A 24,327-nucleotide genomic window follows, 5' to 3' on the forward strand; every position below is an offset into this window, starting at 1 on the left:
GGAACAATTAAAATGATATTGAACAAAGTCTCGGACCTTATCGGTAATACACCGATGTTGGGCATTGATGTTCCGGACACCAACGCCCGTTTGTTATTGAAGATTGAAAAGAACAATCCCGGCGGCAGTATCAAAGACCGCATGGCGCGCAACATGGTACTGGCGGCGCTCAAGTCCGGTCGCCTGAAACCCGGCGGTGTCGTTGTCGAATCGTCATCGGGCAACACCGGGATTGGCCTGGCCATGGCTGCGGTCGAGTTCGGTCTGCATTTCATCGCCGTGGTCGATCACCACGCCGCGCAAGACAAGATCGCCGTGATGAAGGCCCTCGGTGCCGACATTCGTTTCGTCAAAGGCACCTATCGCGAAGATGAAGTGGCCGTAGTCGAGCGCCAACAGATGGCAGCCGAGCTGGCCAGCGAGATTCCCGGCGCGGTGTTCATGAACCAGTCCGACAATGCGGCCAATGCCGGCGGCTACAGCGATTTCGTCCGCGAAACCATTGCCCAGGCTGAAGGCGCTGTCGGCGCTTACGTCGGTTGTGTCGGCACCGGCGGCTCGATGACCGGCATCGCGCGCGGCCTGAAAGTGCACAACCCGGACACTGTCACCGTCGCGGTGGAACCCGCCGGTTCGATCGTCTTCGGTCACCCCGGCTACCCCTACTACCAATCCGGCACCGGTACGCCGGCCGGTGACACCGTGGGCCTGGTGCTCGACTACAGCTGCATCGATCTTGGCGTGCAAGTCACCGATTCGCAGGCGTTCGAAACCGCCCGCTATATCGCGCGCAACTTCGCCTTACTGGTCGGAGGCTCGACCGGTGGTGCGATTTTCAAGGCACTGGAGCTGATCCACAAAGGGGTGCTGACCGGCAACGTCGTGGTGCCGATTGCCGACGGTGGCGAGAAATACCTGCACACGGTGTTCGATGACAAATGGCTGCAGGAGCGCGATCTGATCGACCCGAGCATCGCCCCGCAACTGGACGCCTGGCTGGGCAAGACCCAATGGCTGGACACCGTTTCCGCGCCGCTGCAACTGAGCGTCGCATGACCCCCCCTTCACACAGGAACGCCTCTCGATGAATCTGTTGAAAGTCGCTATCTGTGGTGGCGGCAGGACTGGCCATCTCAACGCCATCCTGTTCAAGCAGCTACCGAATGTCCAGGTTTCGATGCACACCCATAATCAGGAGGTCATCGAACAACACGCCCGCCAGACGCCGATGCAGGCGTTGCTGCCCGACGGGTCGACCCTGAGCGCCCGACTGGATCGGGTGACCAGCGATGCCAAAGCAGCGGTTGAAGATGCCGACATCGTCATCATCACCGTGCCGGCCCATGCCCGCCCGCAAACCCTGAAGGATATCGCACCGCATTTGACCACCAGCAAACCGGTGTTTATCGGTGCCATTCCCGGCTTTTGCGGTTTCGACTGGCTGGCCGAAGCCACCCTGCCCAACCGGCCGAATGTGGTGATTTGGGGCATGAAGGATGTGCCGCATACGGCGTTCGAATTGACGCCGGGACGCTCGATTAAAATGGGTGGTGGCAAAAGCCAGTTGTATGTGGCGACCCACGCTCGGGAGCCGCAAACAGCGCGCCAACTGTTGGAAAAGATACTGATCAGACTGTACGGCCCTTGCGTGACGATGCTCGATCATTATCTGGAAATCACGCTGACGCCAGGCAACCCGATTATGCACAGCTCGGTGATCTACGGCCTGATCGGCCCCTACGGCCAGTGGCATCGCAAGATCTTCCCGCAACCCATGTGCTGGTGGACCGAGTGCCCGGAACTCGGCGCCTATTTCCTCGAACGCATGGATCAGGAAAGTCAGGCGCTGTGTGCAGTGATCAGCCAGCGCCTGGACATCGACCTGTCTTCGGTGAAATCCCTGAAACAGGAAATCGTCGAGGCCTACGGCGAGCAGATCCGCGACCCGAGCAGCATGCTTTCGATACTGCGCACCAATCAGGCCTACAACAACATCCTTGCGCCGATGGTGCCGGCCGCCGACAACCGCGCCGGTTACGTGATCGAGCGCGAAAGCCGCGCCTTCAACGAAGACGTCGCCTACGGTCTGGTGCTGCTGGCGGAAATGGCCAAACGTTTCGACCTCAAGGTGCCTTACATCGAGGAAGTGTTGCAGTGGAGCGTGGCCTACATGCAAGGCCTGCGCGACTCGGCACTCGATTACTTCCCAAGCCAATGGCCGCACACGACAAGTGCCGCCGCTTGATCTCTCTATTCAATTTTCGACGAGCAGACCGCTGATATGGATGACTTCAAGACACTGATCGCCTACTCCCGCAAAAACGCCATGCGCCGTCTGGTGCGCTGCCTGTTTGCGGAAAACATCCTCGACCGATCGGCCCTGCGCTTTTCCGTCGAGGGCCACCAAGCCACTTATCCGCTCAAGGGCGGCCACGCCCATCTGGCCTTTTCCGATATCGCCAAAGGCCCGGCCGATACCGTGATCAACGACGGTGACGTAGTGTTGGTGACCGATGAAGGCGTGCGCCAGCTCATCAGCAGTCATCAGGACATGCTCGATGTGCTGCGTGACAGTTTCGACTTCGCCCCAACCGACGAAGGCTTGGCCGGGCTCAAGGCCGACATGGAAAACAGCCTGACCAACGATGCCCACGCCCGTCAGCATCGCCAGCACTGGAATGCCCGACTGCAGCAGGCCGGCAAGGATGCCGGGCTCGACAGCTTCACCGACTACCTGCGCCAACACGCCAATACCAAGGACGCCGCGATTCTTCTCGACCAGTGGGGTTCACTGGAAGGCCACCCGTATTACCCGACCTGGAAAGCCCGCCCGGGCCTGACCGATGAGGAAGTCGAGCAACTGTCGCCCGAGTTCAATGCACAGGTGCCGCTACGCATCGCCGCACTGCGTGCCGACAATGCGAAAACCGAAAGCATGCCGCACGTGATCGATTACCGCACCTGGTTCGCCGAGAACTTCCCGGCGCAGTGGGAGCAATGGAAAGCCTCACTGAACAACAAGGGGCTGAACGAAAACCAGTGGCTGCCCTTGCCGATCCACGGTTGGCATTTGCAGGCCTACGTGCTGGAAACCTTCGCGCAGGAGATCGCCGAGGGCATTCTGATCACTGACGGTCCGGACCTGCCAACCCTGCCGACCATGTCGTATCGCACGATGATGCCGGTGCTGGATGACTGCGCGCCGCTGATCAAACTGCCGATCGCGGTGTGGATGACCAGCGAACTGCGCAGTCTGCAAGCCAAGTCGATTCACATGGGGCCGCGCATCAGCACGGTGATCAGCAAGATTCTCGAGGTGGAAAATGGCTTCGATCAGCGCCTGGAAATCTTCCCGGAAGAAATCGGTGTGCGTTACAAAAACGCGGTGACTCAGGACGATCATCCAGGGCGGCATTTGTCCGTGGTCTATCGCGCCAGTGCACCCGCGTTTCAACGCCAGGATGACTGCCTGCCGATTACTGTGGCGGCGTTGTTCACCCGTTTGCCCGGCAACGGTCGTCCGCTGTTTACCGACCTGATCGAACGCGACGGCGTGCGCGCCACTGCCGCGCAGGTCGAGAGCTGGTTCCGCGAATACGCCAAAGTCGTCACCCACCCGGTAGTGGCGATCTACTTGATGTACGGCATCGGCCTCGAAGCCCATCAGCAAAACACCATGGTGCTGTTCTCCCCTGACGGCAAGGCGCGTAGTTTGCTGATCCGCGATTTTGGCGATGGCCGCACGTACGCGCCCTTGCTGGAAGGACGCGGCTACAGCCTGCAACCGCATGTGCAACCGGGTATTCTGCCGACGGTGTTCTCGGGTGATATCGAGCCGGTGCGCATGTTTGTGCTCGACGCGGCGTTCCTCACGCACCTGCATGAGATCGCCTTGTGGCTGACCAAGGAGTACGGCTTGAACAACACGCGGCTCTGGCAGGTGTTGCGCGAGGAAACCGACCTCGCCTTCGAAGCCGTGCGCGACCGTGTCGCGGCAGACGTGTGGGAAGTCGAGCACAAGGCGTTCGTCGAAGATCCATGGCCGACGCGCTCGTTGTTGCGCATGCACTTGATGCAGTACAGCAACTATCGTTTGCAACACACACTGACCAACCCGCTCGCTAGCGTTTAACCGAGGCTGACTCATGTCCCATGCAGGTGCCATCCAGGGTTCGAGAGTAAGAATCCTGATTTATCTTCTATTTGCGATCCAGTTGGTATCGATGGGCGCGATGGAAATGAGCGGGCCGTTCTGGCCTGTCCACCTGCGTGGGCTGACGACGTCAGAGTCGCTTTTCAGCTTTGCCAGCATCGCCGTGTACGTCGGGCCGATGCTGGGCATTATTCTGACCAGTGCATTCTGGGGCCGGATCGGCGATCGCTACGGCCACAAGTTGATGATGATCCGTGCCCTCGCCGGCCTGTCATTGACCCAGCTTGGGCTGGCCCTGTTCAGTGACATCTGGGTGATTCTGGTCCTGCGTTTCCTGCAAGGCGCGTTTGCCGGCTATATCGCCCCGGCACAGGCCTATGGCGTCAGTATCGAAGCGCCGTCGCGACGAGCACGGCTGTTCGCCATTCTGCAAATTTCTACCAACGTCGGCTCGCTGCTGGGTGCGGTGGTCGGTGGCTTGATCCTCGATTACGCGACGTTCTTCTGGATCAATATCATCGCTTCGGCGTTGTGTGCGGTGTGTACCGTGATCGCCGCCGTGACCTTGCCGGACGTGCCGCCGGTGAAAAAAACCGTGGTCGTGGACAAGACCGCGCCGGCGCGTTCCGCCAGCCTCTGGCAAGGTTCGCCGTTGTTGTCGCTGCTGGGCGTGATGGGCATTCTGTTGCTGGCGCGGATGCTGCCGCAGACCTCGTTCTCGCTGTATGTCAGCTCGGTGTTCGAGGTCAGCAATTCGGTGGTCGGCCTCTGCTACGGTTTGCTGGCGCTGGGCTTCATTCTGTCGGCCACGGCCTGGTCGCGCTACTTCGAACACCGCGGCCAGCAGGACACTTTGCAGCGCATGACCTACGTGGTGATCGGCTGCATCGTCCTCACTGCGGTGGCCGGCGTAACCCGTAACCCGCTGGTGTTCGTGATCGCCTACTTCATCTGGGGCGTACTGCTCGGTGCAACAACGCCGGTGTTGATGGCGCTGATCTCGAAAACCGCTGACAGCTCGCAGCAAGGCCATGTGTTGGGAATCGCTCAGGGCACCGCGCAATTCGCCTCGATTGCGGGGATATCGGCTGGCGGCTTGCTCAGTCAGGTCTACGGTTTGCAGTACACCTATCTGTTCGTATGTCTGGCCTACATCGTCGCGCTGATCCCGATTGTCGCGCTGCGCTACTGGCCCGCAGTGATGCAGGCAAGCCCCGCCCCACCCGGGGATTGATCAAGGAGTCTGGCTTTTGAATATTGAACAACTGCGCGCCGACACCCCCGCCGTCGCGCACCTGATCCACTTCAACAACGCTGGCGCCGCACTGATGCCTTCGTCGGTGATCTCCGCGATGACCCGTCATATTCAGCTTGAAGCGAGTCTGGGCGGCTATGAAGCGGCCGCGCAGCAGTCGGCCCAGGTGGAGAACGTCTATGGCGCTATCGGGCGTTTGATCAACGCCGAGCCTGACGAAATCGCGGTGATCGAAAACGCGACCCGCGCCTGGGACATGGCGTTCTACTCCTTGCCGTTGCAACCCGGTGATGTGGTGCTGACGTCGACCACCGAGTACGCCGGCAATTACATTCCCTATCTGCAAATGAAGCAGCGGCGTGGCATCGAGATTCGGCTCATCCCTAATGATGAGCACGGGCAGGTTTCGTTATCGGCACTTAGAGAGTTACTTCACGATGAACGGGTCGCGCTGGTCTCGCTGCCGGTGATCGCCACCAATGGCGGCCCGGTGCAGCCCATCGAGCAGATTGGCGCCCTCGCCCGTGCGGCCGGCGTGCTGTTTCTGCTCGACGCTTGCCAGGGTGTCGGGCAAATGCCGATCGACGTGCAGAAGATCGGTTGCCACATGCTCGCCGCCACCAGCCGCAAATACCTGCGCGGGCCACGCGGGATGGGATTCTTGTATGTCGAAAAAGCCCTGTGTCAGAACCTCGAGCCGGCGTTTCTCGACTTGCATGCCGCCGCGCTGCAGAGCGCCGACACGTTCACCATCCGCGCCGACGCCCGGCGTTTCGAGAACTGGGAATGCAACGTCGCCGCCAAGCTGGGCCTCGGTGCGGCGGTGGAATACGCGCTGGCGCAAGGTATCGAACCGATGTGGTTGCGGATTCAACAATTGGCCGGGTACCTGCGCCAACGACTGGCAGAGCTTCCCGGCGTCACGCCACAGGATCTGGGGAGGCAGAAGTCCGGTATCGTCACGTTCACCCATCAAAACCACAGCGCCGCGCAGGTTCAACAGTGGCTGGCCGGCCAGGAAAAACCCGTCAACGTCAGCACCTCGACGTTCCGCTCGACCCTGCTCGACATGCAACACAGGGAATTGCTGGAAGTCAGCCGTGCCTCGGTGCATGCGTACAACACCGAGGCGGAAATCGACACGATGATTGCTGCGCTGAGTCGTCTGTCGTGAGTCTGAAGCGGACACCAATCGGTGCTTGCGTCCCAGCGGCTTTGTAAACTAGCATTGGGAATACTTCTCAATTGCATGAAAATTTGCAGCCATGAGCGAAACCCTTCCCGCGAATAACGACAAGCACCTGCGCGCGATCGAAGCCCTGTACAGCGGCCATCACGGCTGGCTGTACGCGACGCTGAGAAAAAAACTGGGTAACGCCATGGATGCGGCGGATCTGACGCAGGACACCTTCACCCGCATCCTCGCCTCGCAAGTCACCGTCATTGAGCAGCCGCGCGCGTATCTGAGCTGCGTGGCCAAGGGCATTCTGGTCAACTGGTATCAGCGCAAGGCGCTGGAGCGCGCTTACCTGGACGCCCTCGCCCATGTACCGGCGCCGGAAGTGCCTTCGCCGGAACTGCGTTTCATGGTCCTGGAAACCCTGCACCAAATCGACACGATGCTTGACGCCCTGCCGCCGCTGGTCAAACGCGCGTTCCTGCTGTCACAGATCAGCGGCCTTAAATACGACGACATCGCCGAGCAATTGGGTGTTTCACTGATCACCGTCAAACGCTACATGAAGCAAGCCTTCGTGCAGTGCCTGTTGCTGGTGGAGTGAATGCTCAGCCGCCGCCATGAGCCGCACCTCGATCACCAGGCCCTGGAAGAAGCCGCCGACTGGTTGATCCGCATGAGTGACGGCGAACTCAGCGACAGCGAGCGCGGCGAATGGGAATACTGGAAAACCAGCAGCCCCGAGCGCGGTCGCGCCTGGGCGCGCGCGCAGTTGCTGCAGACCAAGCTAGGTGGCTTGCCTCCTTCACTGGCAATGTCGGCACTCGATCGTCCAAGCAGCCCTGAACGGCGCGCAGCACTCGGCAAACTGGCGATGATTCTGGCCATCCTGCCGGCCGGCTGGGGCAGTTGGAAGCTGGCCGAAACCCAGCAATGGTCAGCCGACTATCGCACGGCCGTTGGCCAGCAACGCGAGCTGACCCTGGCCGACGGTTCGAAAATCACCTTGAACACCGACACTGCCATCGACGTGCTGTTCGACACCAATCAACGCCTCATCCATCTGCGTGAAGGCGAAATACTGGTCCAGACCGCAGCGGACACTTCACCGCTGGCCCGCCCCTTTCTGGTCAGCACCCGTAAGGGCCGCATGCAGGCGCTGGGCACACGCTTCACGGTTCGAGAGTTGCAACCACGCACGCACCTCGCCGTGCTGGAAGGCGCGGTGAAAGTCGAACTCGCGGACAATCGCCAGCGCACTCCGCTGATCGTCAACGCCGGTCAACGCACCGACTTCTCTTCCGACACCTTTGGCCAGGTCAGCACTGCCGACCGCTACGTCGGCGCCTGGAGCCAAGGCATGCTGATGGCTGACAAAATGCGCCTGGCCGATTTCGTCGACGAACTTACGCGCTATCGCCGCGGTTTCGTACGCCTCGATCCGGCAATCGCCGATCTGCGCATTTCCGGCGCCTACCCGATCAGCGACAGCCAGCGCACCTTGAACATGCTGGCGCAAACCTACCCGATCCTCGTCAGCGGCCACCTGAATGGCTACTGGGTCATGCTTTCCCCCGCCTGAGGGAAAAAATATTCGCCTCGGGCTGATACTTTTTCTGGTTTCGACTGGCTATTGGGGAGAAGCACCTTTCCGTCCTGTTTATAGGCTCATTCATCCATGCTTGCTGCACGCCTCCTGCGCCCGGATCGTCAGTTCAAACCAGTTGTTCGCAGTGCGTTGTTAAGCCTTGTCCTGATCGGTGTGGTTTGCCCGTTTGCCTTGGCCGCCGTGCCTGTGCAACTGGACACTGTTGCGGTGCGTGCCTACAACATTCCTGCCGGGCCGTTGGGCGCGACCCTGTCGAGTTTTGCCGTGGACACCGGTATCGCGCTGTCGTTCGAGCCAGCGCTGACCGAGGGCCTGAACAGTCCTGCGCTGATCGGCAAGTTCTCGACGCAGGAAGCGGTCAATCGCTTGCTGACCGGCAGTGGCCTGGACATGGTGTTGCGCAGCGACGGCAGCTACACGCTGGTGCAGCGCCGGGTGACGCTGGATGAAACCGCCGTGATCGGCACCGACAAACGCACCGATGCCCTGCCAGAGGTGTACGCCGGTGGCCAGGTCGCCAATGGCGGACGCCTGGGGATCCTGGGCAATACCGATGTGATGGACGCGCCATTCAGCGTCAGCACTTACACTTCGGCGCTGATCAAGGATCAACAGGCCGTCACCGTTGGCGATGTGCTGGAACGTGACTCTTCGGTACGCTCCACCGGCCAGGCCGGGGGAATTGTCGACTCGTTCTTTATTCGTGGCTTTCCCGTTGGCGAAGGCAACCTTGGCGAACTGGCCTTCGACGGCGTTTACGGCGTGGCACCCAACTATCGGGTGTTTACCGAATACGCCGAGCGCATCGAACTGGTCAAAGGCCCCGGCGCCCTGCTCTATGGCATGTCACCGAACAATGCGGTCGGCGGCGTGATCAACGTAGTACCCAAGCGCTCGCTCGATGAAGATTTGTCGCGTTTCACCGCCAGTTACGCCATGGATTCGCAGCTCGGCGGCCACCTCGATGTCAGTCGGCGTTTCGGCGAAGAACGCCGCTTCGGCGTGCGCATCAATGGCAGTACGCAACTGGGCGACACGGTGATCGACGATCAATCGCGGTATGTCGATATCGGTGCAATTTCCCTCGACTATCAGGGCGAACGCCTGCGCACGACCTTCGACTGGCTTAGCCAGAAAGAAAGCTTCGACGCTGCCTCACGGCCATTTCTCATTGCTTCGGGCGTGGACATTCCTTCCGCCGCCAACGGCCGCCGCAACGTCAGTCAGGATTGGGGCTGGTCGCAAACCCGTGACAAGTCGGCGCTGCTCAGTGGCGAATACGACCTCAGCGACGCGTTGACCGTGTTCGCTCACGCCGGTGGCGGCAAATCGGATGTCGCGCGGATGTCCGACCAGACGCCGACCCTCATCAATTCGGCGGGCGATACCTCTTCGATCCCCGGCTATTACAAATTCGAAGTCGAGCGTTACACCGTCGATGCCGGTGCGCGGCTGCGCTTTGACACCGGGCCGATCAGTCACCGCACCACGGTGCAGGTCAGTCGCTATCGCGATGTGTTGTCGCGCGGGATTATTTCCGGCGCACCGATCCTGTCCAATATCTACCACCCGGTGGATCGCCCGAAGCCTTACATCCCCAAGCCGGACACACCGAAAGTGTCGGAAAGCGAGCTGACCGGTGTGGCGTTGGCGGACACCCTGTCGGCACTCGATGACCGTGTCCAGGTGACCCTCGGCATACGCAAACAGAACATCAAATCGGACAATTACAACGCCGCTGGCGTGGTCACTACGTCGTACGACGACGGCCGAACGACGCCGCTGTTCGGTGCCGTGATCAAACCCTGGGATCACGTTTCGCTCTACTACAACTACCTCGAAGGGCTCAGCAAGGGCGACATCGCCCCCTCCACCGCGTCCAACGCCGGCGAGATCTTTGCCCCCTATATTTCCCGCCAGCACGAACTCGGGATCAAGGCCGACTACGGCACGTTTACGTCCACCATCAGCCTGTTTCAGATCACCAAGCCCAGCGGCGAACTGGCCTCCGGTGTGTTCTCGGTACAAGGCGAACAGCGCAACCGTGGGCTAGAGCTGAACGTGTTTGGCGAAGTCACGCCGGGCACTCGCCTGCTCGGCGGTGTGACCTTGCTCAATGCCGAACTGACCCGGTCCGGGGTGGCCGCCAACCGCGGCAACAAACCGGTCGGAGTGCCCGAAGTCCAGGCCAACCTCTGGGCCGAATGGGACACACCGTGGCTTGAAGGCCTGACACTCACGGGAGGCGCAATCCATACCGGCAGCCAGTACGTAAATCAGGCCAATACGCAAAAACTCGATGACTGGACCCGCTTTGATATTGGCGCACGCTACACCACACGCATCGATGATCGACCCACTACGTTTCGCGCCACGGTGCAGAACGTGTTCGACCACGCGTACTGGTCAGGCGTCGCCTCTTATGGCGCGTTCTCACAAGGCTCACCGCGCACCTTATTACTGTCGGCGACTGTCGATTTCTGAAACGTTCAGTCGGAGCACGGCGTGAACCGTTGACCGAACTGACCATTGCAAAGGCTTTGACCATGGTGATTGTTGATCGACGCAGCTTCGCGTTTGCTGCGCTGTTACTGGCAGGACTGCTGAGCCTGATGACACTGGCGCCGCGCAATGCCCACGCCAGCGAAACTGATGCAACACGCACCGAAATGACCGACCTGCTCGGGCGCAAGGTCAAGGTTCATCTGCCGGTCAGGCGGGTCATCCTCGGTGAAGGCCGGCAGCTGTATCTGGTTGCCGCGCTGGACACACACAACCCGATCGAACGTATCGTTGGCTGGCGCAAGGACCTGATCCAGTCGGATCCGGACACTTATAACGCGTACCTGCGCAAATTTCCCGGCATCGCCAAAATCCCCACTTTCGGCGGCTTTGAAGATGGCACCTTTGATATCGAGCAGGCAATCTCGCAACGCCCGGACGTGATTATCCTCAACATCGAAGCGCAACACGCTACGGAGGACGCACGCTACATCGAGAAGCTCGACGCCCTCGGCATCCCGGTGGTGTACGTCGATTTTCGCAACAACCCGATGCAGAACACCGAGCCGACCATGCGCCTGTTCGGTCAGTTGTTCGGCAAGGAACAACGCGCCGAAGCCTTCATTGATTTTCGCAACCAGCAGATTCACCGCGTCACCGACGTCATCGAGAAACAGCATCCACCGCGCCCGAATGTGTTCATCGAGCGCATCGGTGGCTACACCGATGATTGCTGCCTGAGTTTCGGCAACGAAAACTTTGGCCTGTTCGTCGAGATGGCCGGCGGCAACAATATCGCCCGGCAGATCATTCCGACCACGTTCGGCCAGTTGAATCCCGAGCAGGTCATCGTCGCCAATCCGGCGCACGTCGTCGTCACCACGGCCAACTGGGAAGCCTTTGCCCCTGGTGGTCACTGGATCGGCGTCGGCCCGGGTGCGGACATGACCGAGGCGCGAAAAAAACTCGCGTGGTATACCCAACGCCCGGCCTACGCGGGCATCAAGGCTCAGGAAAACCAAGCCTTTCACGCCATCTGGCACCAGTTCTACAACAGCCCTTACCAATTCGTGGCCATCCAGCAATTGGCCAAATGGTTCCACCCGGAGCTGTTTGCCGATCTCGATCCGGACGCTTCATTTCGCGAACTGCATGAGCGTTTTCTGCCTGTGCCGTATGAGTCGGGCTACTTTGTCAGCCTGCGCAATCCTGAGGTCAAACCATGAGTTCGTTGACCGACACCGTCGAGGTGCAGCGCGACACCTATCGGCGGCTGGTGCTGCGTAAACGCCTGATCCTTGCCGGGCTGGTAGTTCTGCTGCTGTGCAGCGTGCTGCTGGACCTTGCTTTGGGGCCGGCGAGTTACAGCTTCAGCGAAGTACTGGGAGCCCTGTTCTCACCGGACAGCGCTTCACCACAAGTGCGCGTGGTGATGTGGGATATTCGTCTGCCGGTGGCGCTGATGGCGGTGGCGGTCGGCGCGGCGTTGTCGCTGGCCGGCGCGCAGATGCAGACGATCCTCAACAACCCGCTGGCCAGCCCATTCACCCTGGGCATTTCCGCCGCCGCCAGCTTCGGCGCGGCGTTGGGTTTGGCATTCGGCGTCGCGCTGTTCCCGCTGGCGGCGCAATTCATGGTGCCGCTGAATGCGTTCATCATGGCCATGCTGTCGGCGCTACTGATCCACTTTCTGAGCATGCGTCGCGGCGTCACCGCCGAAACCATCGTGTTGCTCGGTATAGCGCTGGTGTTCACCTTCAATGCGCTGTTGGCGCTGGTGCAGTTCTTCGCCACCGAACAGGCCGTGGCCGCCGTGGTGTTCTGGACCATGGGTAGCCTGACCAAAGCTACGTGGCCGAAACTCGGCGTTATCTGTCTGGTAATCCTGATCACCCTGCCGATATTCGCCAAACGCGCCTGGGCCCTGACCGCACTGCGCCTGGGCGACGACAAGGCCGCCAGTTTCGGCATCAACGTACGCAGCCTGCGCTTTCAGACGCTGATCATGGTCAGTCTGCTCGCCTCGTTTCCCGTGGCGTTTGTCGGCACAATCGGGTTCATCGGGCTAGTCGGGCCGCACATCGCCCGTATGCTGATCGGTGAGGACCAGCGGTTTTTCCTGCCAGCCTCCTTGCTGACCGGCTCGTTGATTCTGTCGGCCAGTTCCGTAGTCAGCAAAACCCTGATCCCCGGCGCGATATTCCCCATCGGCGTGGTCACGTCGCTGATCGGCGTACCGTTCTTCATATCTCTGATTCTCGGCGGGAAGAAAAACTCATGGTGAAGCTGCAACTGGTGAGTCTCGGTGCCCGCTACGGCCAGCGCGAGATCATTCGTGATGTCTCGACGGCTACGTTTTTCGGCGGTCAGGTGGTCGCCGTCGTCGGGCCCAACGCGGCGGGCAAATCGACGCTGTTCAAACGCATGGCCGGACTGATCGACGGCCCCGGGCAGGTGATCTTGCAGGAGTCGAAGAAAGGACTGACGGGCATCAGTTACATGCCGCAGGGTCTGAATGCCAGTGCGCGGTTGACGGTGTATGAATCCGTATTGCTGGCGCGCAAGCAACTGACGCCGGGCTGGGTCGTTCACGATAACGAACTGAGACTGGTCGACGAGATTCTCGCTGCACTGGGCATCAGCGGCTTGTCCTTCCGCAACCTCGGTGAACTCAGCGGCGGGCAGCAACAGTTGGTATCCATTGCACAAACCCTCGTGCGCGAGCCCGAAATCCTGCTGATGGACGAACCGACCAGCGCCCTCGACATGCATCGCCAGGTACAGGTACTGAACTTCATGCGTACAGTGGCCCGCCAACGCGAAGTCATCGTGTTCATCGCGATCCATGACCTGAACCAGGCACTGCGTTTTGCCGACCAGGTGCTGGTCATCGCCGAGGGCACCACGCAAGGCAGTGGTCCAAGCAACGAGGTCATTACTGAACAGATGTTGCGCAATGTCTACAAGGTCGAAGCACGAATCGAGCAATGCAGTCGCGGGCTGTACCACATACTCATAGACGATATCGTTTAACGCCCGCTTTGGACCGTCTCAAGGGCAGCGGGCACCGAAGGTCGGCTCGCTGGTGGAGAGTAGCTTTTTGATGAGTCTTTCAAGATTTCAAAGATTGAAATTTCAGTGAGCGGGTGAACCTTCCACTAATGCTATCTGCAGGTTTCCGACCCCGTGCTGGTTGAAAACCTCCAGCGTTGAGGGCTCCACCCAGAGCCGGTGAATTTGTGGGAGTAAAAACGACCAAAAATAAAAAAGGGTCGCGAGATAAAATCTCGCAACCCTTTGAATTGTATGGTCGGGACGGAGTGATTCGAACACTCGCCCCCTAGCACCCCATCTTCTTTTTCATACTTCTTGAAAGCTTCCAAAATTTTACTCTGGATTTTTCTAAGCTAGTATTTACTTGAGCTCCAGCGGTGCTCTGCTCTACGAGAGTCCAGTAATGTCCATCAAGAGCCGACGTTTTTGTGGGGGTAAAAGTAGGGGGAGTCCGTTCCATGGCCAAAATCACCATCAAAGAACTTGAGTCACTGACCGCCAACGATGCCGGCAAAATCCTCAGGGAGGACGGCAATCTGGCCGGTCGAATCACAGTCCGCAAGGACGGTGTGTCGGTCAGCTTTTTCTATCGGTATCGGTGGGGCGACCAGAACAAAGAGTACTCCTGCGGGTCATGGCCGCGCAAATCCCTCACGGACATCCGTAAAGCACGCAACCAGGCCCGGGCGCTCATCGATGAGCAAATCAATCCCAACGAGCAAAAGAAAACCGCCAAGGCACAGGCATACGCCGCTGCTAACGTAGAGGCTGACCAAGTAAAAGCGACGAAGGTGAAAACGCTGACCGTCCAGGATTTGGCCAAGGCGTGGCTGTTGGATGGCGTGGCGCGCAAAGATGGCAATGTTGAATTGCAGCGCCGTTTTAACAAAGACCTTTTTCCGGCACTCGGCAAGACCGCGGTGAGCAGCGTCTCCGAACACGATGTTCGGGCGCTGATCCGCACCGTGGTCAACCGCGGCGCTCACCGGCAAGCCATCAGTTTCTTCGCCGACCTCACTCAGATGTTCAGCTGGGCCAGAAAGCGCCAGCCCTGGCGGGCCTTACTGGTCTAGGGCGATCCAACGGAGCTAGTCGACATCTCCCCTCTGATCCCTGCCGACTACGGGGCAGAAAGTAGCCGCATTCTTTCGCCCGCTGAGTTGCTGGAACTGCATAACCGCTTCCTACAAATGACCCAAGATTACAACGCCCTACCCGCTGGGCAAAAATACGACGGCATACGGCCGTTAAAGAAGGAAACCCAACTCGCGCTCTGGATCAGCTTGGGCACCTTGTGCCGGATTGGCGAGTTGCTGCAGGCCGAATGGAAAAATGTCGATCTAGACCAGCAGACCTGGTTCCTCCCCAGCGAAAATGTCAAAGGCACCCGTGGCAAAAAACAAGACCACCATGTCTTCCTCTCCCCCTTCGCCCTGCATTTCTTTGAGGAACTCAAAATCCTGACGGGCGACTCGCAATGGTGCTTTCCGAACAAGCTGGATGATGGGCATGTGGATGTGAAAGTGGTGAGCAAACAGGTCGGCGATCGCCAGGCCCGGTTCAAAAACCGCAAGGCCCTCTCCAGACGGTGCCATGACGATACCCTAGTCCTTGCCGACGGCCAAAACGGCGACTGGACGCCGCATGACCTGCGCCGTACGGGGGCGACCACGATGCAAGCCTTAGGCGTTAGCCTGGACGTCATTGATCGCTGCCAAAATCATGTACTGGCCGGCTCTCGGGTGAGACGCCACTACTTGCATCACGACTATGCCGACGAGAAGAAAAACGCCTGGAACCTGCTGGGCGATCGACTCAGTGCGGTGCTGTCCTCGACCTACGAGCACACGCCAAACGAGTCGAAGTTGTCTTTTCCAGCGTACACGGCGACATAGGCGCGAACACCCTCATAGGGTTGTTGCACCCAGCGCTCTCAGGAACTTAACATCCGCGACAACCGGCGTTGTGACCTTAAATTCGCGATGAGCAAAGATGACCGACTGCATGTACACATTCGTGAGCTTCACCGTTGCGGAACTGTTCGAAAAAGTATGGCAAACACCCATGAGCTTTCATTCTGCTTTTCCTAGGGAAACCTTCGAACCTCGAACTCTCCGCACTCAGTAATCAGAAAGATCTTACAACCACGTGCTACGAACTGCCCAGCGCGACCTCCAAGCACCAAGCCTGCGAGCAAATCACCTTCCACCTTGCCATCAGTTGGTACGAACCGGCCAACAGCAATATCCATGGACAGGTAAGCTCCGTGTTCAAGCCTTGCAATTGCATTCCCCTTGTCGTCGTACACGTCGAAAACCCGGTTCGACAGTTCGTCTATCTCAATTTGCATACTGATTACCTTTCATTTTGCGGACGCGGAAACCGCGCCTCATATACTGCCGCTGGCCAGCAGGTGCTGGCTGTATGCACGCCTACTCTGGTTTGACAGGCTTGCGATCACCTACTGCCGTTTCTGATTCACCACCCACTCTGGTTGAGTGAATAAAATTATCATCCCCCAAATAAATTCCCTGATATCGTCTTCCCGAAGAGTTGAAGAAGAGCAGATCACCAGGCTGCAATTTCAGCCCACCCCTTTCAATAGCGGTGAGTTGTTCCTCAGTGAGCTTCACTGGGGAAGAGTCGCTCAATAGCTTGGCGGCCCACTTTCTCAGCTCTCTCGGAGACTCTTGCTCTCCATTCTTTTTAGGAAGCAATAGCGAGACAGCCAAGTTCACATAGTCACGTTTGATCTGCTGGTCCTGCAGGCTCTGTTGCACCCAAAACCCGACCAAGGCAAGTACGATAGGAATCGCTAGGATCGACACGATTTGCGACACCACGAGAATGCGAGCAAGCGCCTGGTCGAGAGGTGTGCTGTTGTTTTGGGTCATGACCCTAGAATTCCTTTATTCAGGTTCAAAAGATTTTTCTACTTTGTTTCAGGAACACGGATGAGCTGCAAGGAAATGCTTTGCTCACAGCCTTACACTCAAAAAAGGCATAATACTATTATGCGCAGTCAAAACGAAAAACGCACGACCCATTTAAGGAAAATTAAGCGAATATACACGACTTAGTGAATCCGCCATCGGTAGTGAAAGTGACTCATTGGGCGGCTCAGCGTAGTCAACCGAAAACTGGCGTCGGACAAACTTGAGATCAGCGAAGCTCTGCATCACGCCGACCTGTAGATCAATTTGTTCTTTAAAAAACAACTATTGTAGGCTTGTAAATTTTCACGTCTATTTGAATTAGCCATATGACTACCTTCAGCCGATTAAGCATCTTCACGCCAATCTCCGCAGAGAATGCTAAAAGCTGTTCACTTCAGACAACTTTAAATTATGGATCAACCAATCAATGCAAGAACCTGACCTCACTACACATAGCGCTCCCCAGCCTAAGAAAAATTTTTTGGCACTTAGATATGTCGGAAATGCTTTTTTGCTTCTAATTGGCACCGGCTTTACCATCCTTCAAATCCACGATTCCGGTTATAACAAAGGAAAAAGTGAAGCTCAAACACTAGTTGAAACATACAAAGTACGACAGGAAGACTCTGAGAAAGCGACAAAGGTCGCGCAACAAGAAATTACCTCATTAAAACTGGAACTCCAACGTGCGATAGAGAAGCCCACTCCCAGAGAAAAATCAGCCCCAGGCCTAGATTTTATTGAGAAGAAGTTAGTCGAACAATCCAAGCAAGGCATTAGCCTCGCTCTTCAGACGGGTCAGACGAAATCACCTTTTGATGATGGTCTCTACATCTCTCTAGAGAGCATAATTTACATTGGATCACCACCCAGTCATGTTGCAACCTTGACATTGGGACATTCAGGCAAGCAGAACCTTCGCATTGAGAATGCAGCCGTGGGTTCGGTTACGATTTACGAGGGCTATGAAATTCGAATCATGACCACAAGCACTTTCTCCATTGGTCTGCAGGTCGAGAAAAAGTAAACTTTGGTCGAATCTCTGACATGGATACTTTTCGAGTTCATGTGCCGTCTTGACCAGTCTCGGCGCCCTCTTCAAGGCTGAAATCATTACGTCCAGGCGGGATGGGCAGCCTATGGCAACGAGTGGACACCGGGAACCAAACGGGATTGATCGCCCTGTGCGTTCTTGACATCTCTAGTGACACAGGCAAATCGCTGGATAGCGTCAGCTCCGCCCAGAGATCGGCTTTATCTCGCACTACTTCATACCCGAGTACAGCTTCTTGATAGTGTCGATGTCTCCAGCACTGAGATTGCCGTTGTTCAGAGACGTAGGATTGCAGTGGTTCATGATGGAGTACTTATCCGCACCACCGACTGTCCCGTCTGGACGGGTTGTGCTCTTGTCTTCCTTTAGCTGGTACTCCTTACACCGGTCGGGGGCGTCCGACCGCAGGCTTCCGTGAACGAGACCTAGTGCGTGGCCGAATTCATTGATGGCGTTCGCTGGCAAACAGCCAGGCACCAACTGGCTGAAATTTGCAGAAAATACCGCTGCTGACGATGATAGATCCCAATGCCATGGCCTAAATCCAGACTGAGCGTATAGAAGCGACTGAGTACTGTTAGTGATTCAGTGCCCGTACCATTACGATAGACGCGGAATGCAGCTTTTTTAAAATTATGTCTGAAGGGGCGGTACCTATGAATGACCAGGCTGTAGTTGCGATCCGCCTCACCCTCTTCAAGCACAGTAGGGATTCTTTTCTTGCGGCCCTGGACGATGCCTCCATTCGCCATTCCAGCGTTATGCAGTTTTCAGGGCCGCCGCAGGCCTCGGGCTTTACCGAAATTATCTCAGCGCTGAGCGATGCTATGCCTTGGAACGGCATTGCTAAAGTGATCATCTCTTGGGTCGAGGCTCGGAAAAGCCGACGCGTAATGGTCCAAGTGAAAGATGGCGCGGTTGTTATTGAAGCCAATGGATACAACGCGAAGGATGTGGAGCGCTTATTAAAAGCATGCGCGAGCGTAACCGTCATCGATACGCTGCCGGGGGATGCAGAAACCAAGGCCCTTGAATCAGATGCTGACGACTGACTCCGGCCTCTCAGTTCGGGGCTTTGGGGCAGCTAATTGCATAGCTCCGACTACTCACGCGCCAGTGCTGTTGTTGCCTGCTTGACGTAGCTTTCCTCGGCCCGCCTGTTAAGGAGTCGTGTGCTGATCATTAGGATAATGAACGCGATTCCGAGCAAGATGTGGTATCCACCAACGATGTGCGATTGATGATCAAGCCTTCAACCGAGGCGGCCAATCGTCCTTTCCCGACCGAGTTTCAAAAGCTGAGGTTTTGCTGATGGTTTTGAGACGGCCTGGTGAGCTCACAGGCGACCTTTTTTCCATTCGCAGCCAGTCCCTGCGAATAAGTGGTGGGTGTCCTGGGCTAGAGGGGGGCCGGGTACGCTTCGAATGGCTAGCCTCCCCAAAGATCATGGCTGGGCGAAGCGGCGCGATTGATGAACCAGAGTTACACCACGAGGCTTGGCCAGCTTTGGACTGTCAGGTGTAACTGAAAATCCGAGCCAGATCTGGCTCGGGTATGCCTATTGATGACCTACGATCTAAACCGTTCACTGTCAGACGCCAGCGAATACGGTCAGCCGTCCACAATGGCCCGAGCAGGCAGAAGAAACCCTGTAGTGGCACATCGCCAAAAAACGCTACACAAATTCAACTTCTTGCCGATACACTCGAAATCATGCACGCCGACTCTGCTTTCAGAGGCGCCCTTTCTGACTCTCCGCCAGACTGCCCATTTTTCGCAAGGACGTGACTTTTGTTTAGAAAATTTGATGCACCCGAGGAAGGTTACTACTCCCACATCCGGGAATTTGACACCTCTCCTATGAAGCGTTTCCCGGTAGATTCTACTTATATTTTTTCATCCATCAGCGACGCGCTATCAAAAGCTTACGACTCGGCTCGCGAGACTCTGGTGGAGGCCGCTGACAGCGTTGCGGACAAAGTTTCTGATGCCTACGACTCGACCGTAGAAACCGTATCTGAAGCAGCCGATGTTGTATCAGACGCCTACACCTCCACTCGATACGTCGTATCTGAAACGGCAGACAAAATCTCCGACGTTGCGTCTGACGCTTTCACCGCTACCACCGAAACGATCTCCACAGCAGCTCAAACTTTCGCGGATGCAGCGTCGGACGCGTTCGACGCCTCGCAGGAATACGTAAACGAATTAGGCGAAAAACTCACTGATGCTGATGGTTCGACTAACTATTGGGCGATCGCCGGAGGCGCAGCTATCGGTGTCGGAGCTGTCGCTGCGATTCCATTCACCGGGGGCGGCTCACTGCTGGGCGCCGCCACACTGATGGGCTCCTTGGCTGGAGGTGCAACAGTTGCTGCAGCAGTTGGAGCCGGAGTGGCTGGCGCGATAGCCGGTGTGCACCTGGGTGATAACACCGCCGAGCGGGAAAAAGGTTACAACAAAGGATTCGCTGAGGGAAAAGCTGAAAACGTTGTTGAGATTGAAAAGCTAAGTGAGAAATTTAAAACTCTGCGCGCTCAACTCAAAGAAACTGGGCAGTTCTTCGATGGAGTGATTGCCATGCTCGCGGTCGCGATTGCAGCAGCAAATTGCGACGGAGCGATTTCTGAAGTCGAAAAGCAAACAATCGAAATGCTCATTTCAGGCCTTGCCGCCGACTCAATGCCTCCCGCCGTGCTTGGAAAAATTGAATCGCAGTATCGGACACCACTCTCAATTCGCGATGCTTATGAGCTGGCAAAAGCGTCCAATGTGAACATGAATACGTTCCGCGAAATTATCACGATTGTTATGGAGTCAGATGGTCTCGCTCACATCGCCAAGGACACATTCATGCAAGCGTGGAATGAGCTAAGAGCCGCCTAAGGAAGGGATGCAATGAGCAAGCTAGAGATTTTTAGAAAACAGCAAGCCTTACGAGCCACTGTGGGCAATAGACCCCTGATGCATAGCGCTGCTTCACCCGATGCAGTTGCGCAAATACTCAGCGTCGAGCCTGATTACGTGAGGCTCTCATCCTTTAGCTATTTCGAAGCCATATCGCTAACGGCAGCTGACCATTCCAACGAAGCCCTTCGGCTGATTAACAAACTCGAGCAAGGCTTTGACACTGCCCGTCTCGATGACATGTTGCAGAAATGCCAGCGGGACGTGATTGGGGCTATAGCGAGCCCCTTAGGGCTGGGTAAATTACTCGCTGTGCACGATAGAGTCGGGGGAAATGTCACCACCATTCACAACGCAAATCAGGACATCTACGCCCGCGAGATGGACAAGTACAAGCGGGCCGAATACACAGATGCTCCTAACAGTCAGGGTGAGAAGTTCTCGGGCGACGGCAAAAAATCAGTAGGTAGCAAATTCACTAAATCTCAATTGGACGGTGAGGACCACCTCATCGATGGTTACACCCTTGATCGCATTAAGGGTAGCGAAAGCAGCCCTGATCACATTGTCTCAACAAGTGCCTTCCACAAGGATGGCGGCTTCATGCTACCCACGGAACGAAAAGCTGACTTTGGTACGGACACAGACAACCTAATTTCGACTCGCAGGGACATCAACATTTCGATGAGTGATGATGACAAGCGAGAATGGGTTGATCGCAAATCAAACGGCCGAAAGATCACAAACGAAGATCACTTCAACATTAAAAAGCCCCAACTCGAAGCAGCCGTCCAGCGTGGAGAAAAAGCGGCAGAAAAGCACGAGCCGACCTTGAGTGAAAAAGCTGAGTTCTACACCAAAAACGCAGCAACGACCGGCGTCAACGAAGGTTTGAAGATGGGGACTCAGCAAGCCTTCGGCTTGTTGATGGTTGAGATATTTTCAAGCGCCCTTGAGGAAATTAAAGACGTTTACAAAAACGGCCAACAGAGTGATTCCGTATTAGACGAGCTATCCCTACGTTTGAAACGCCTAGGCACGAGGGTTGCGTCCAAGTGGGAAAACCTGATCGAAGGCTTCAGTGGCGGCTTCATTTCCGGTTTTATCTCGAATGCGCTCACAATGCTTATCAACATGTTCGTGACTACCGGTAAACGTGCCGTTCGCATGATTCGCGAGGGCGTGTTCTCTCTTTTAAAAGCGATGAAAATGATGGTTTTCCCTCCAGAAAACCTAACCTTTGCCCAAGTTGCTCATGAAGCCTTGAAGCTCTTAGCTGTAGGTGGTGTGGTCATTGGTGGTGTCGCCTTGGAGGAGATGGTGGAGAAGCTGATTATGAGCGTTCCCCTGCTAGTACCTATCGCGCCTGTCCTTACGGCCGTGCTCGTTGGCGCTATGACGGCTTTGTGTATGACTTTTGTCTGCTACTTGATCGACAAAATGGATCTACTGGGCGTGATCAAAGCCGAGCGTAACAAGGCAACATTAAATGGGCTAGATGCGCAGATTGATGAAAAGGTTAAGAATTCCCACGTCATTATCGAAGATATAGAAAAGTATTTGCTTGAGGCCTGACAGCGAGATCCAAGGCACCGCCGTCCTCTTCCGGCTGGCGGCGACTTAAGGGGAATTTTCAACGTGCTGCCATGCAGTACTAGCATTAACTCATTATAGAAATTTTCAGGAGCTGTACTGCTGTGAAAGGACTCAACGTATTGTACAACTTCCACCCCGTAGGACAAGGCGTGTTCTCCAGCGGGATGCTGGCCCCAGAAGATGGCAGCAACCAGCGCTTTTGGTGGGTATTCGACTGTGGCACCCATCTGAAAAGGCATCACGCCCGCCGCGATGAGGAGATCGAAACCCTGGCCACCATGGTAGGCGGTGCCTCTGCCGGAAGACGCCCCCGGATTGATTTGGTCTTCATCTCCCATTTCGATAAAGACCACGTCAATGGCCTGCTCAAATTGCTTGAGCGATTCGATGTTGCCCGGTTGGTGCTTCCCTTCATCCCGCTGTATGAACGGCTGCTCATCGCATTTCCTACCACATCCGAACAGCCCCCTCACCCTTGGCAACTCTTCATAACTTCGCCTGCGGACTACATCCAGCGTTCTGAAGGATTACAGGTCGATCGGCTGACCGTCGTCCCGCCCTCCGGTTCGGAGGGGCCGCGCAGTGACATCGACGGCGACCCGCGGCCTTGGGAAGATGACCTTGTCGAGATCGTTCCGCCGCCCTCCGAACTGCCGGAAGAGATCAGCGCGCTCGATAACCTTGGCGGTGCAGGCATACGGATAGAGTGGTTAGCTCAAGGGGCATCCCTTAAGGTGGGCAACGTTTGGGAATTTGTCCCTTACAACGATACGTCTACTGTCGTGCGGGCTACGCTGCCCTTCCGGCAGCATGCCAAGCATCTCGCAGACCAGATGATCAGTGCCACCTGCGAAGATACCCGCAAAGAAATCAAGAACAAAATTGTCGAATGGTATGGTATGCACCATGGCACTACCGCTCCAGAGAAAAACCTAATATCTCTATTCGTTTACGGGGGGCCATTGTTTAAACCAGAACGGCTGGAATTGGGCAGACTCAGCCACCGTTTCCATCCAGAATTTTTGCTTCACGATTTTCATCGCTACGTCTATTGGTCACCGTTCTATCCTCATTCTCAGGACAACACTCACGCCATTCTGTACACGGGGGATGGTTTTTTGAAGAAACCCGAGCAGCTCTCGCACATGCTTGGCTATTTCGGAACGGGACGGACCGAACAGCCTAAAGTTGTGCAGATAACGCATCATGGCTCTAGGTCCAGCTGGCATCAAGGCGTCGCCGACGCACTCGCACCGACCTTCAGCATTTTTTGCGCATATAAGGACGGACTTTACTTCCATCCACACGACGATGTCTGGAATGACTTTGAAGTCTATGGACGATGGATCTGTGGGGCGGAAACTTACGAGTGTTTCCGGCTCTATCAGCGACTGCTGATCTGAAGCGGGAGCACTCACGATTAACCATAGCTGTGGCAATCAAGGTTCTTGCGACGACTCATCCCGTGCGTTGCAATGCCCCATCATCGTCAGGGGCTCAGCAGTAAACCAAATACGAGGGATTGGCGAACCAGTTTTCGTGATGTCCTCTGCGCGCGCTGCGTAGAGGATCCAGGAATGCCTTCATTCCCTAAAAGCCTCAATGACAAAAGCTACTATTAAAGTAGCTTCTGCCAGTGATAACCTATTTTTTTGAGGACTTGCTAGGTTTCAAGTCGGGATTATTTCCCTGCGTGTCTTTATTGTCACGACGACGCTTATCAACTTCGCCGGTTGATTTAGCAATTGGCTTTGGGCCTGGTTTAAGTGCCATAAGATCTCTCCTTGATTTTAATATTGATTTGGTTGTTACAGAATCATCTTATTAGTGCCGACTGATACTTTCAATAGACATGAGATGCCTGATTTTAGCTATGTGAAAAATTGAATTAGCTTTGGAGGTATCTACTAATTATCTACCGGCAGGCTAGGTTGTTGATTTACATCCATTTGTGCGAAGTTGCAGGTAGCACAGCACGTCCAGAGTCATTCGTGCATTGCTTAGGGCGCGGCGGGAGCCGACCTCCAGCACCCCGCATTCGATATGCGGCCTCGATAAACTTGATCCAGCGCCATTGCCAGCCT

The 24,327-nt window shown here is 56.4% G+C and carries 18 protein-coding genes and 2 pseudogenes; 17 read left to right on the plus strand and 3 right to left on the minus strand.

Annotated elements, in window-relative coordinates:
• The first annotated feature begins 12 nt into the window (after positions 1-12).
• The 12 genes and pseudogenes from M5B97_RS15150 to M5B97_RS15205 all read left to right on the plus strand — a co-directional run bounded on the left by M5B97_RS15150 (position 13) and on the right by M5B97_RS15205 (position 15,645).
• Positions 13-1,056: a cysteine synthase family protein gene (locus M5B97_RS15150; RefSeq protein ID WP_123716901.1), complete on the plus strand. Its 1,044-nt coding sequence runs from the start codon at positions 13-15 to the stop codon at positions 1,054-1,056.
• A 28-nt stretch (positions 1,057-1,084) separates the two neighbouring features.
• A complete protein-coding gene (locus M5B97_RS15155; protein WP_248731916.1) occupies positions 1,085-2,245 on the plus strand; it encodes an NAD/NADP-dependent octopine/nopaline dehydrogenase family protein in 1,161 nt (386 codons plus the stop codon).
• Between the two features lie 36 nt (positions 2,246-2,281).
• Entirely contained in the window at positions 2,282-4,132 is a 1,851-nt protein-coding gene (locus tag M5B97_RS15160; RefSeq protein WP_248731917.1) for an IucA/IucC family protein, read from the plus strand.
• A 13-nt stretch (positions 4,133-4,145) separates the two neighbouring features.
• Positions 4,146-5,387: an MFS transporter gene (locus M5B97_RS15165; RefSeq protein ID WP_248731918.1), complete on the plus strand. Its 1,242-nt coding sequence runs from the start codon at positions 4,146-4,148 to the stop codon at positions 5,385-5,387.
• A 16-nt stretch (positions 5,388-5,403) separates the two neighbouring features.
• A complete protein-coding gene (locus M5B97_RS15170) occupies positions 5,404-6,582 on the plus strand; it encodes an aminotransferase class V-fold PLP-dependent enzyme (protein WP_248731919.1) in 1,179 nt (392 codons plus the stop codon).
• A 91-nt stretch (positions 6,583-6,673) separates the two neighbouring features.
• Positions 6,674-7,189: a sigma-70 family RNA polymerase sigma factor gene (locus M5B97_RS15175; RefSeq protein WP_248731920.1), complete on the plus strand. Its 516-nt coding sequence runs from the start codon at positions 6,674-6,676 to the stop codon at positions 7,187-7,189.
• The gene (locus M5B97_RS15180; protein ID WP_248731921.1) at positions 7,190-8,167 is read left to right on the plus strand and encodes a FecR family protein; all 978 of its coding nucleotides are present in this window, start codon (positions 7,190-7,192) and stop codon (positions 8,165-8,167) included.
• A gap of 96 nt (positions 8,168-8,263) precedes the next feature.
• Positions 8,264-10,678, plus strand: coding sequence for a TonB-dependent receptor (locus M5B97_RS15185; protein WP_248731922.1), 2,415 nt, complete (start codon positions 8,264-8,266; stop codon positions 10,676-10,678).
• Positions 10,679-10,740: 62 nt separating this feature from the next.
• Entirely contained in the window at positions 10,741-11,922 is a 1,182-nt protein-coding gene (locus tag M5B97_RS15190; RefSeq protein ID WP_248731962.1) for an ABC transporter substrate-binding protein, read from the plus strand.
• Positions 11,919-12,980 (plus strand): iron ABC transporter permease, encoded by a 1,062-nt coding sequence (locus M5B97_RS15195; protein ID WP_123716893.1) that lies wholly within the window; start codon positions 11,919-11,921, stop codon positions 12,978-12,980. Before M5B97_RS15190 ends, M5B97_RS15195 begins: the two co-directional genes overlap by 4 nt.
• Positions 12,974-13,729, plus strand: coding sequence for an ABC transporter ATP-binding protein (locus M5B97_RS15200; protein WP_248731923.1), 756 nt, complete (start codon positions 12,974-12,976; stop codon positions 13,727-13,729). Before M5B97_RS15195 ends, M5B97_RS15200 begins: the two co-directional genes overlap by 7 nt.
• 479 nt (positions 13,730-14,208) lie before the next feature.
• A pseudogene (locus tag M5B97_RS15205) lies at positions 14,209-15,645 on the plus strand (tyrosine-type recombinase/integrase).
• A gap of 191 nt (positions 15,646-15,836) precedes the next feature.
• Here the strand turns inward: M5B97_RS15205 and M5B97_RS15210 are convergent.
• Together M5B97_RS15210 and M5B97_RS15215 are read right to left on the minus strand one after the other, a co-directional pair.
• Positions 15,837-16,100 (minus strand): hypothetical protein, encoded by a 264-nt coding sequence (locus tag M5B97_RS15210; protein WP_248731924.1) that lies wholly within the window; start codon positions 16,098-16,100, stop codon positions 15,837-15,839.
• A gap of 103 nt (positions 16,101-16,203) precedes the next feature.
• Positions 16,204-16,335 (minus strand): annotated as a pseudogene (locus M5B97_RS15215) (NlpC/P60 family protein); the annotation flags it as partial.
• Positions 16,336-17,113: 778 nt separating this feature from the next.
• On the opposite strand from M5B97_RS15215, the gene M5B97_RS15220 reads away from it, so the two are divergent.
• The 5 genes from M5B97_RS15220 to M5B97_RS15240 all read left to right on the plus strand — a co-directional run bounded on the left by M5B97_RS15220 (position 17,114) and on the right by M5B97_RS15240 (position 23,646).
• Positions 17,114-17,713 carry a hypothetical protein gene (locus M5B97_RS15220; RefSeq protein ID WP_248731925.1) on the plus strand — a complete coding sequence of 200 codons (600 nt, stop codon included), beginning with the start codon at positions 17,114-17,116 and terminating at the stop codon, positions 17,711-17,713.
• Positions 17,714-18,396: 683 nt separating this feature from the next.
• Entirely contained in the window at positions 18,397-18,792 is a 396-nt protein-coding gene (locus M5B97_RS15225; RefSeq protein ID WP_184323071.1) for a hypothetical protein, read from the plus strand.
• Between the two features lie 739 nt (positions 18,793-19,531).
• Positions 19,532-20,626, plus strand: a complete 1,095-nt coding sequence (locus M5B97_RS15230) for a hypothetical protein (RefSeq protein WP_248731926.1) — start codon at positions 19,532-19,534, stop codon at positions 20,624-20,626.
• 12 nt (positions 20,627-20,638) lie between these two features.
• Positions 20,639-22,222, plus strand: a complete 1,584-nt coding sequence (locus M5B97_RS15235) for a hypothetical protein (protein WP_248731927.1) — start codon at positions 20,639-20,641, stop codon at positions 22,220-22,222.
• Positions 22,223-22,344: 122 nt separating this feature from the next.
• Positions 22,345-23,646, plus strand: a complete 1,302-nt coding sequence (locus M5B97_RS15240; protein ID WP_248731928.1) for a hypothetical protein — start codon at positions 22,345-22,347, stop codon at positions 23,644-23,646.
• 241 nt (positions 23,647-23,887) lie between these two features.
• On the opposite strand, the gene M5B97_RS27650 is transcribed toward M5B97_RS15240, so the two are convergent.
• Positions 23,888-24,016 (minus strand): hypothetical protein, encoded by a 129-nt coding sequence (locus M5B97_RS27650; RefSeq protein ID WP_256214295.1) that lies wholly within the window; start codon positions 24,014-24,016, stop codon positions 23,888-23,890.
• Positions 24,017-24,327: the final 311 nt, after the last annotated feature.

The sequence above is a fragment of the Pseudomonas sp. MWU13-2517 genome, assembly GCF_023242545.1.
Taxonomy (GTDB): domain Bacteria; phylum Pseudomonadota; class Gammaproteobacteria; order Pseudomonadales; family Pseudomonadaceae; genus Aquipseudomonas.

Coding starts and splice junctions, on each gene's coding strand:
- M5B97_RS15195 (WP_123716893.1), top strand. CDS start 11,919: ATGAGTTCGTTGACCGACACCGTCGAGGTGCAGCGCGACACCTATCGG.
- M5B97_RS15235 (WP_248731927.1), top strand. CDS start 20,639: ATGAGCAAGCTAGAGATTTTTAGAAAACAGCAAGCCTTACGAGCCACT.
- M5B97_RS15165 (WP_248731918.1), top strand. CDS start 4,146: ATGTCCCATGCAGGTGCCATCCAGGGTTCGAGAGTAAGAATCCTGATT.
- M5B97_RS27650 (WP_256214295.1), bottom strand. CDS start 24,016: ATGGCACTTAAACCAGGCCCAAAGCCAATTGCTAAATCAACCGGCGAA.
- M5B97_RS15150 (WP_123716901.1), top strand. CDS start 13: ATGATATTGAACAAAGTCTCGGACCTTATCGGTAATACACCGATGTTG.
- M5B97_RS15180 (WP_248731921.1), top strand. CDS start 7,190: ATGCTCAGCCGCCGCCATGAGCCGCACCTCGATCACCAGGCCCTGGAA.
- M5B97_RS15175 (WP_248731920.1), top strand. CDS start 6,674: ATGAGCGAAACCCTTCCCGCGAATAACGACAAGCACCTGCGCGCGATC.
- M5B97_RS15220 (WP_248731925.1), top strand. CDS start 17,114: ATGCAAGAACCTGACCTCACTACACATAGCGCTCCCCAGCCTAAGAAA.
- M5B97_RS15160 (WP_248731917.1), top strand. CDS start 2,282: ATGGATGACTTCAAGACACTGATCGCCTACTCCCGCAAAAACGCCATG.
- M5B97_RS15185 (WP_248731922.1), top strand. CDS start 8,264: ATGCTTGCTGCACGCCTCCTGCGCCCGGATCGTCAGTTCAAACCAGTT.
- M5B97_RS15210 (WP_248731924.1), bottom strand. CDS start 16,100: ATGCAAATTGAGATAGACGAACTGTCGAACCGGGTTTTCGACGTGTAC.
- M5B97_RS15225 (WP_184323071.1), top strand. CDS start 18,397: ATGAATGACCAGGCTGTAGTTGCGATCCGCCTCACCCTCTTCAAGCAC.
- M5B97_RS15190 (WP_248731962.1), top strand. CDS start 10,741: ATGGTGATTGTTGATCGACGCAGCTTCGCGTTTGCTGCGCTGTTACTG.
- M5B97_RS15200 (WP_248731923.1), top strand. CDS start 12,974: ATGGTGAAGCTGCAACTGGTGAGTCTCGGTGCCCGCTACGGCCAGCGC.
- M5B97_RS15155 (WP_248731916.1), top strand. CDS start 1,085: ATGAATCTGTTGAAAGTCGCTATCTGTGGTGGCGGCAGGACTGGCCAT.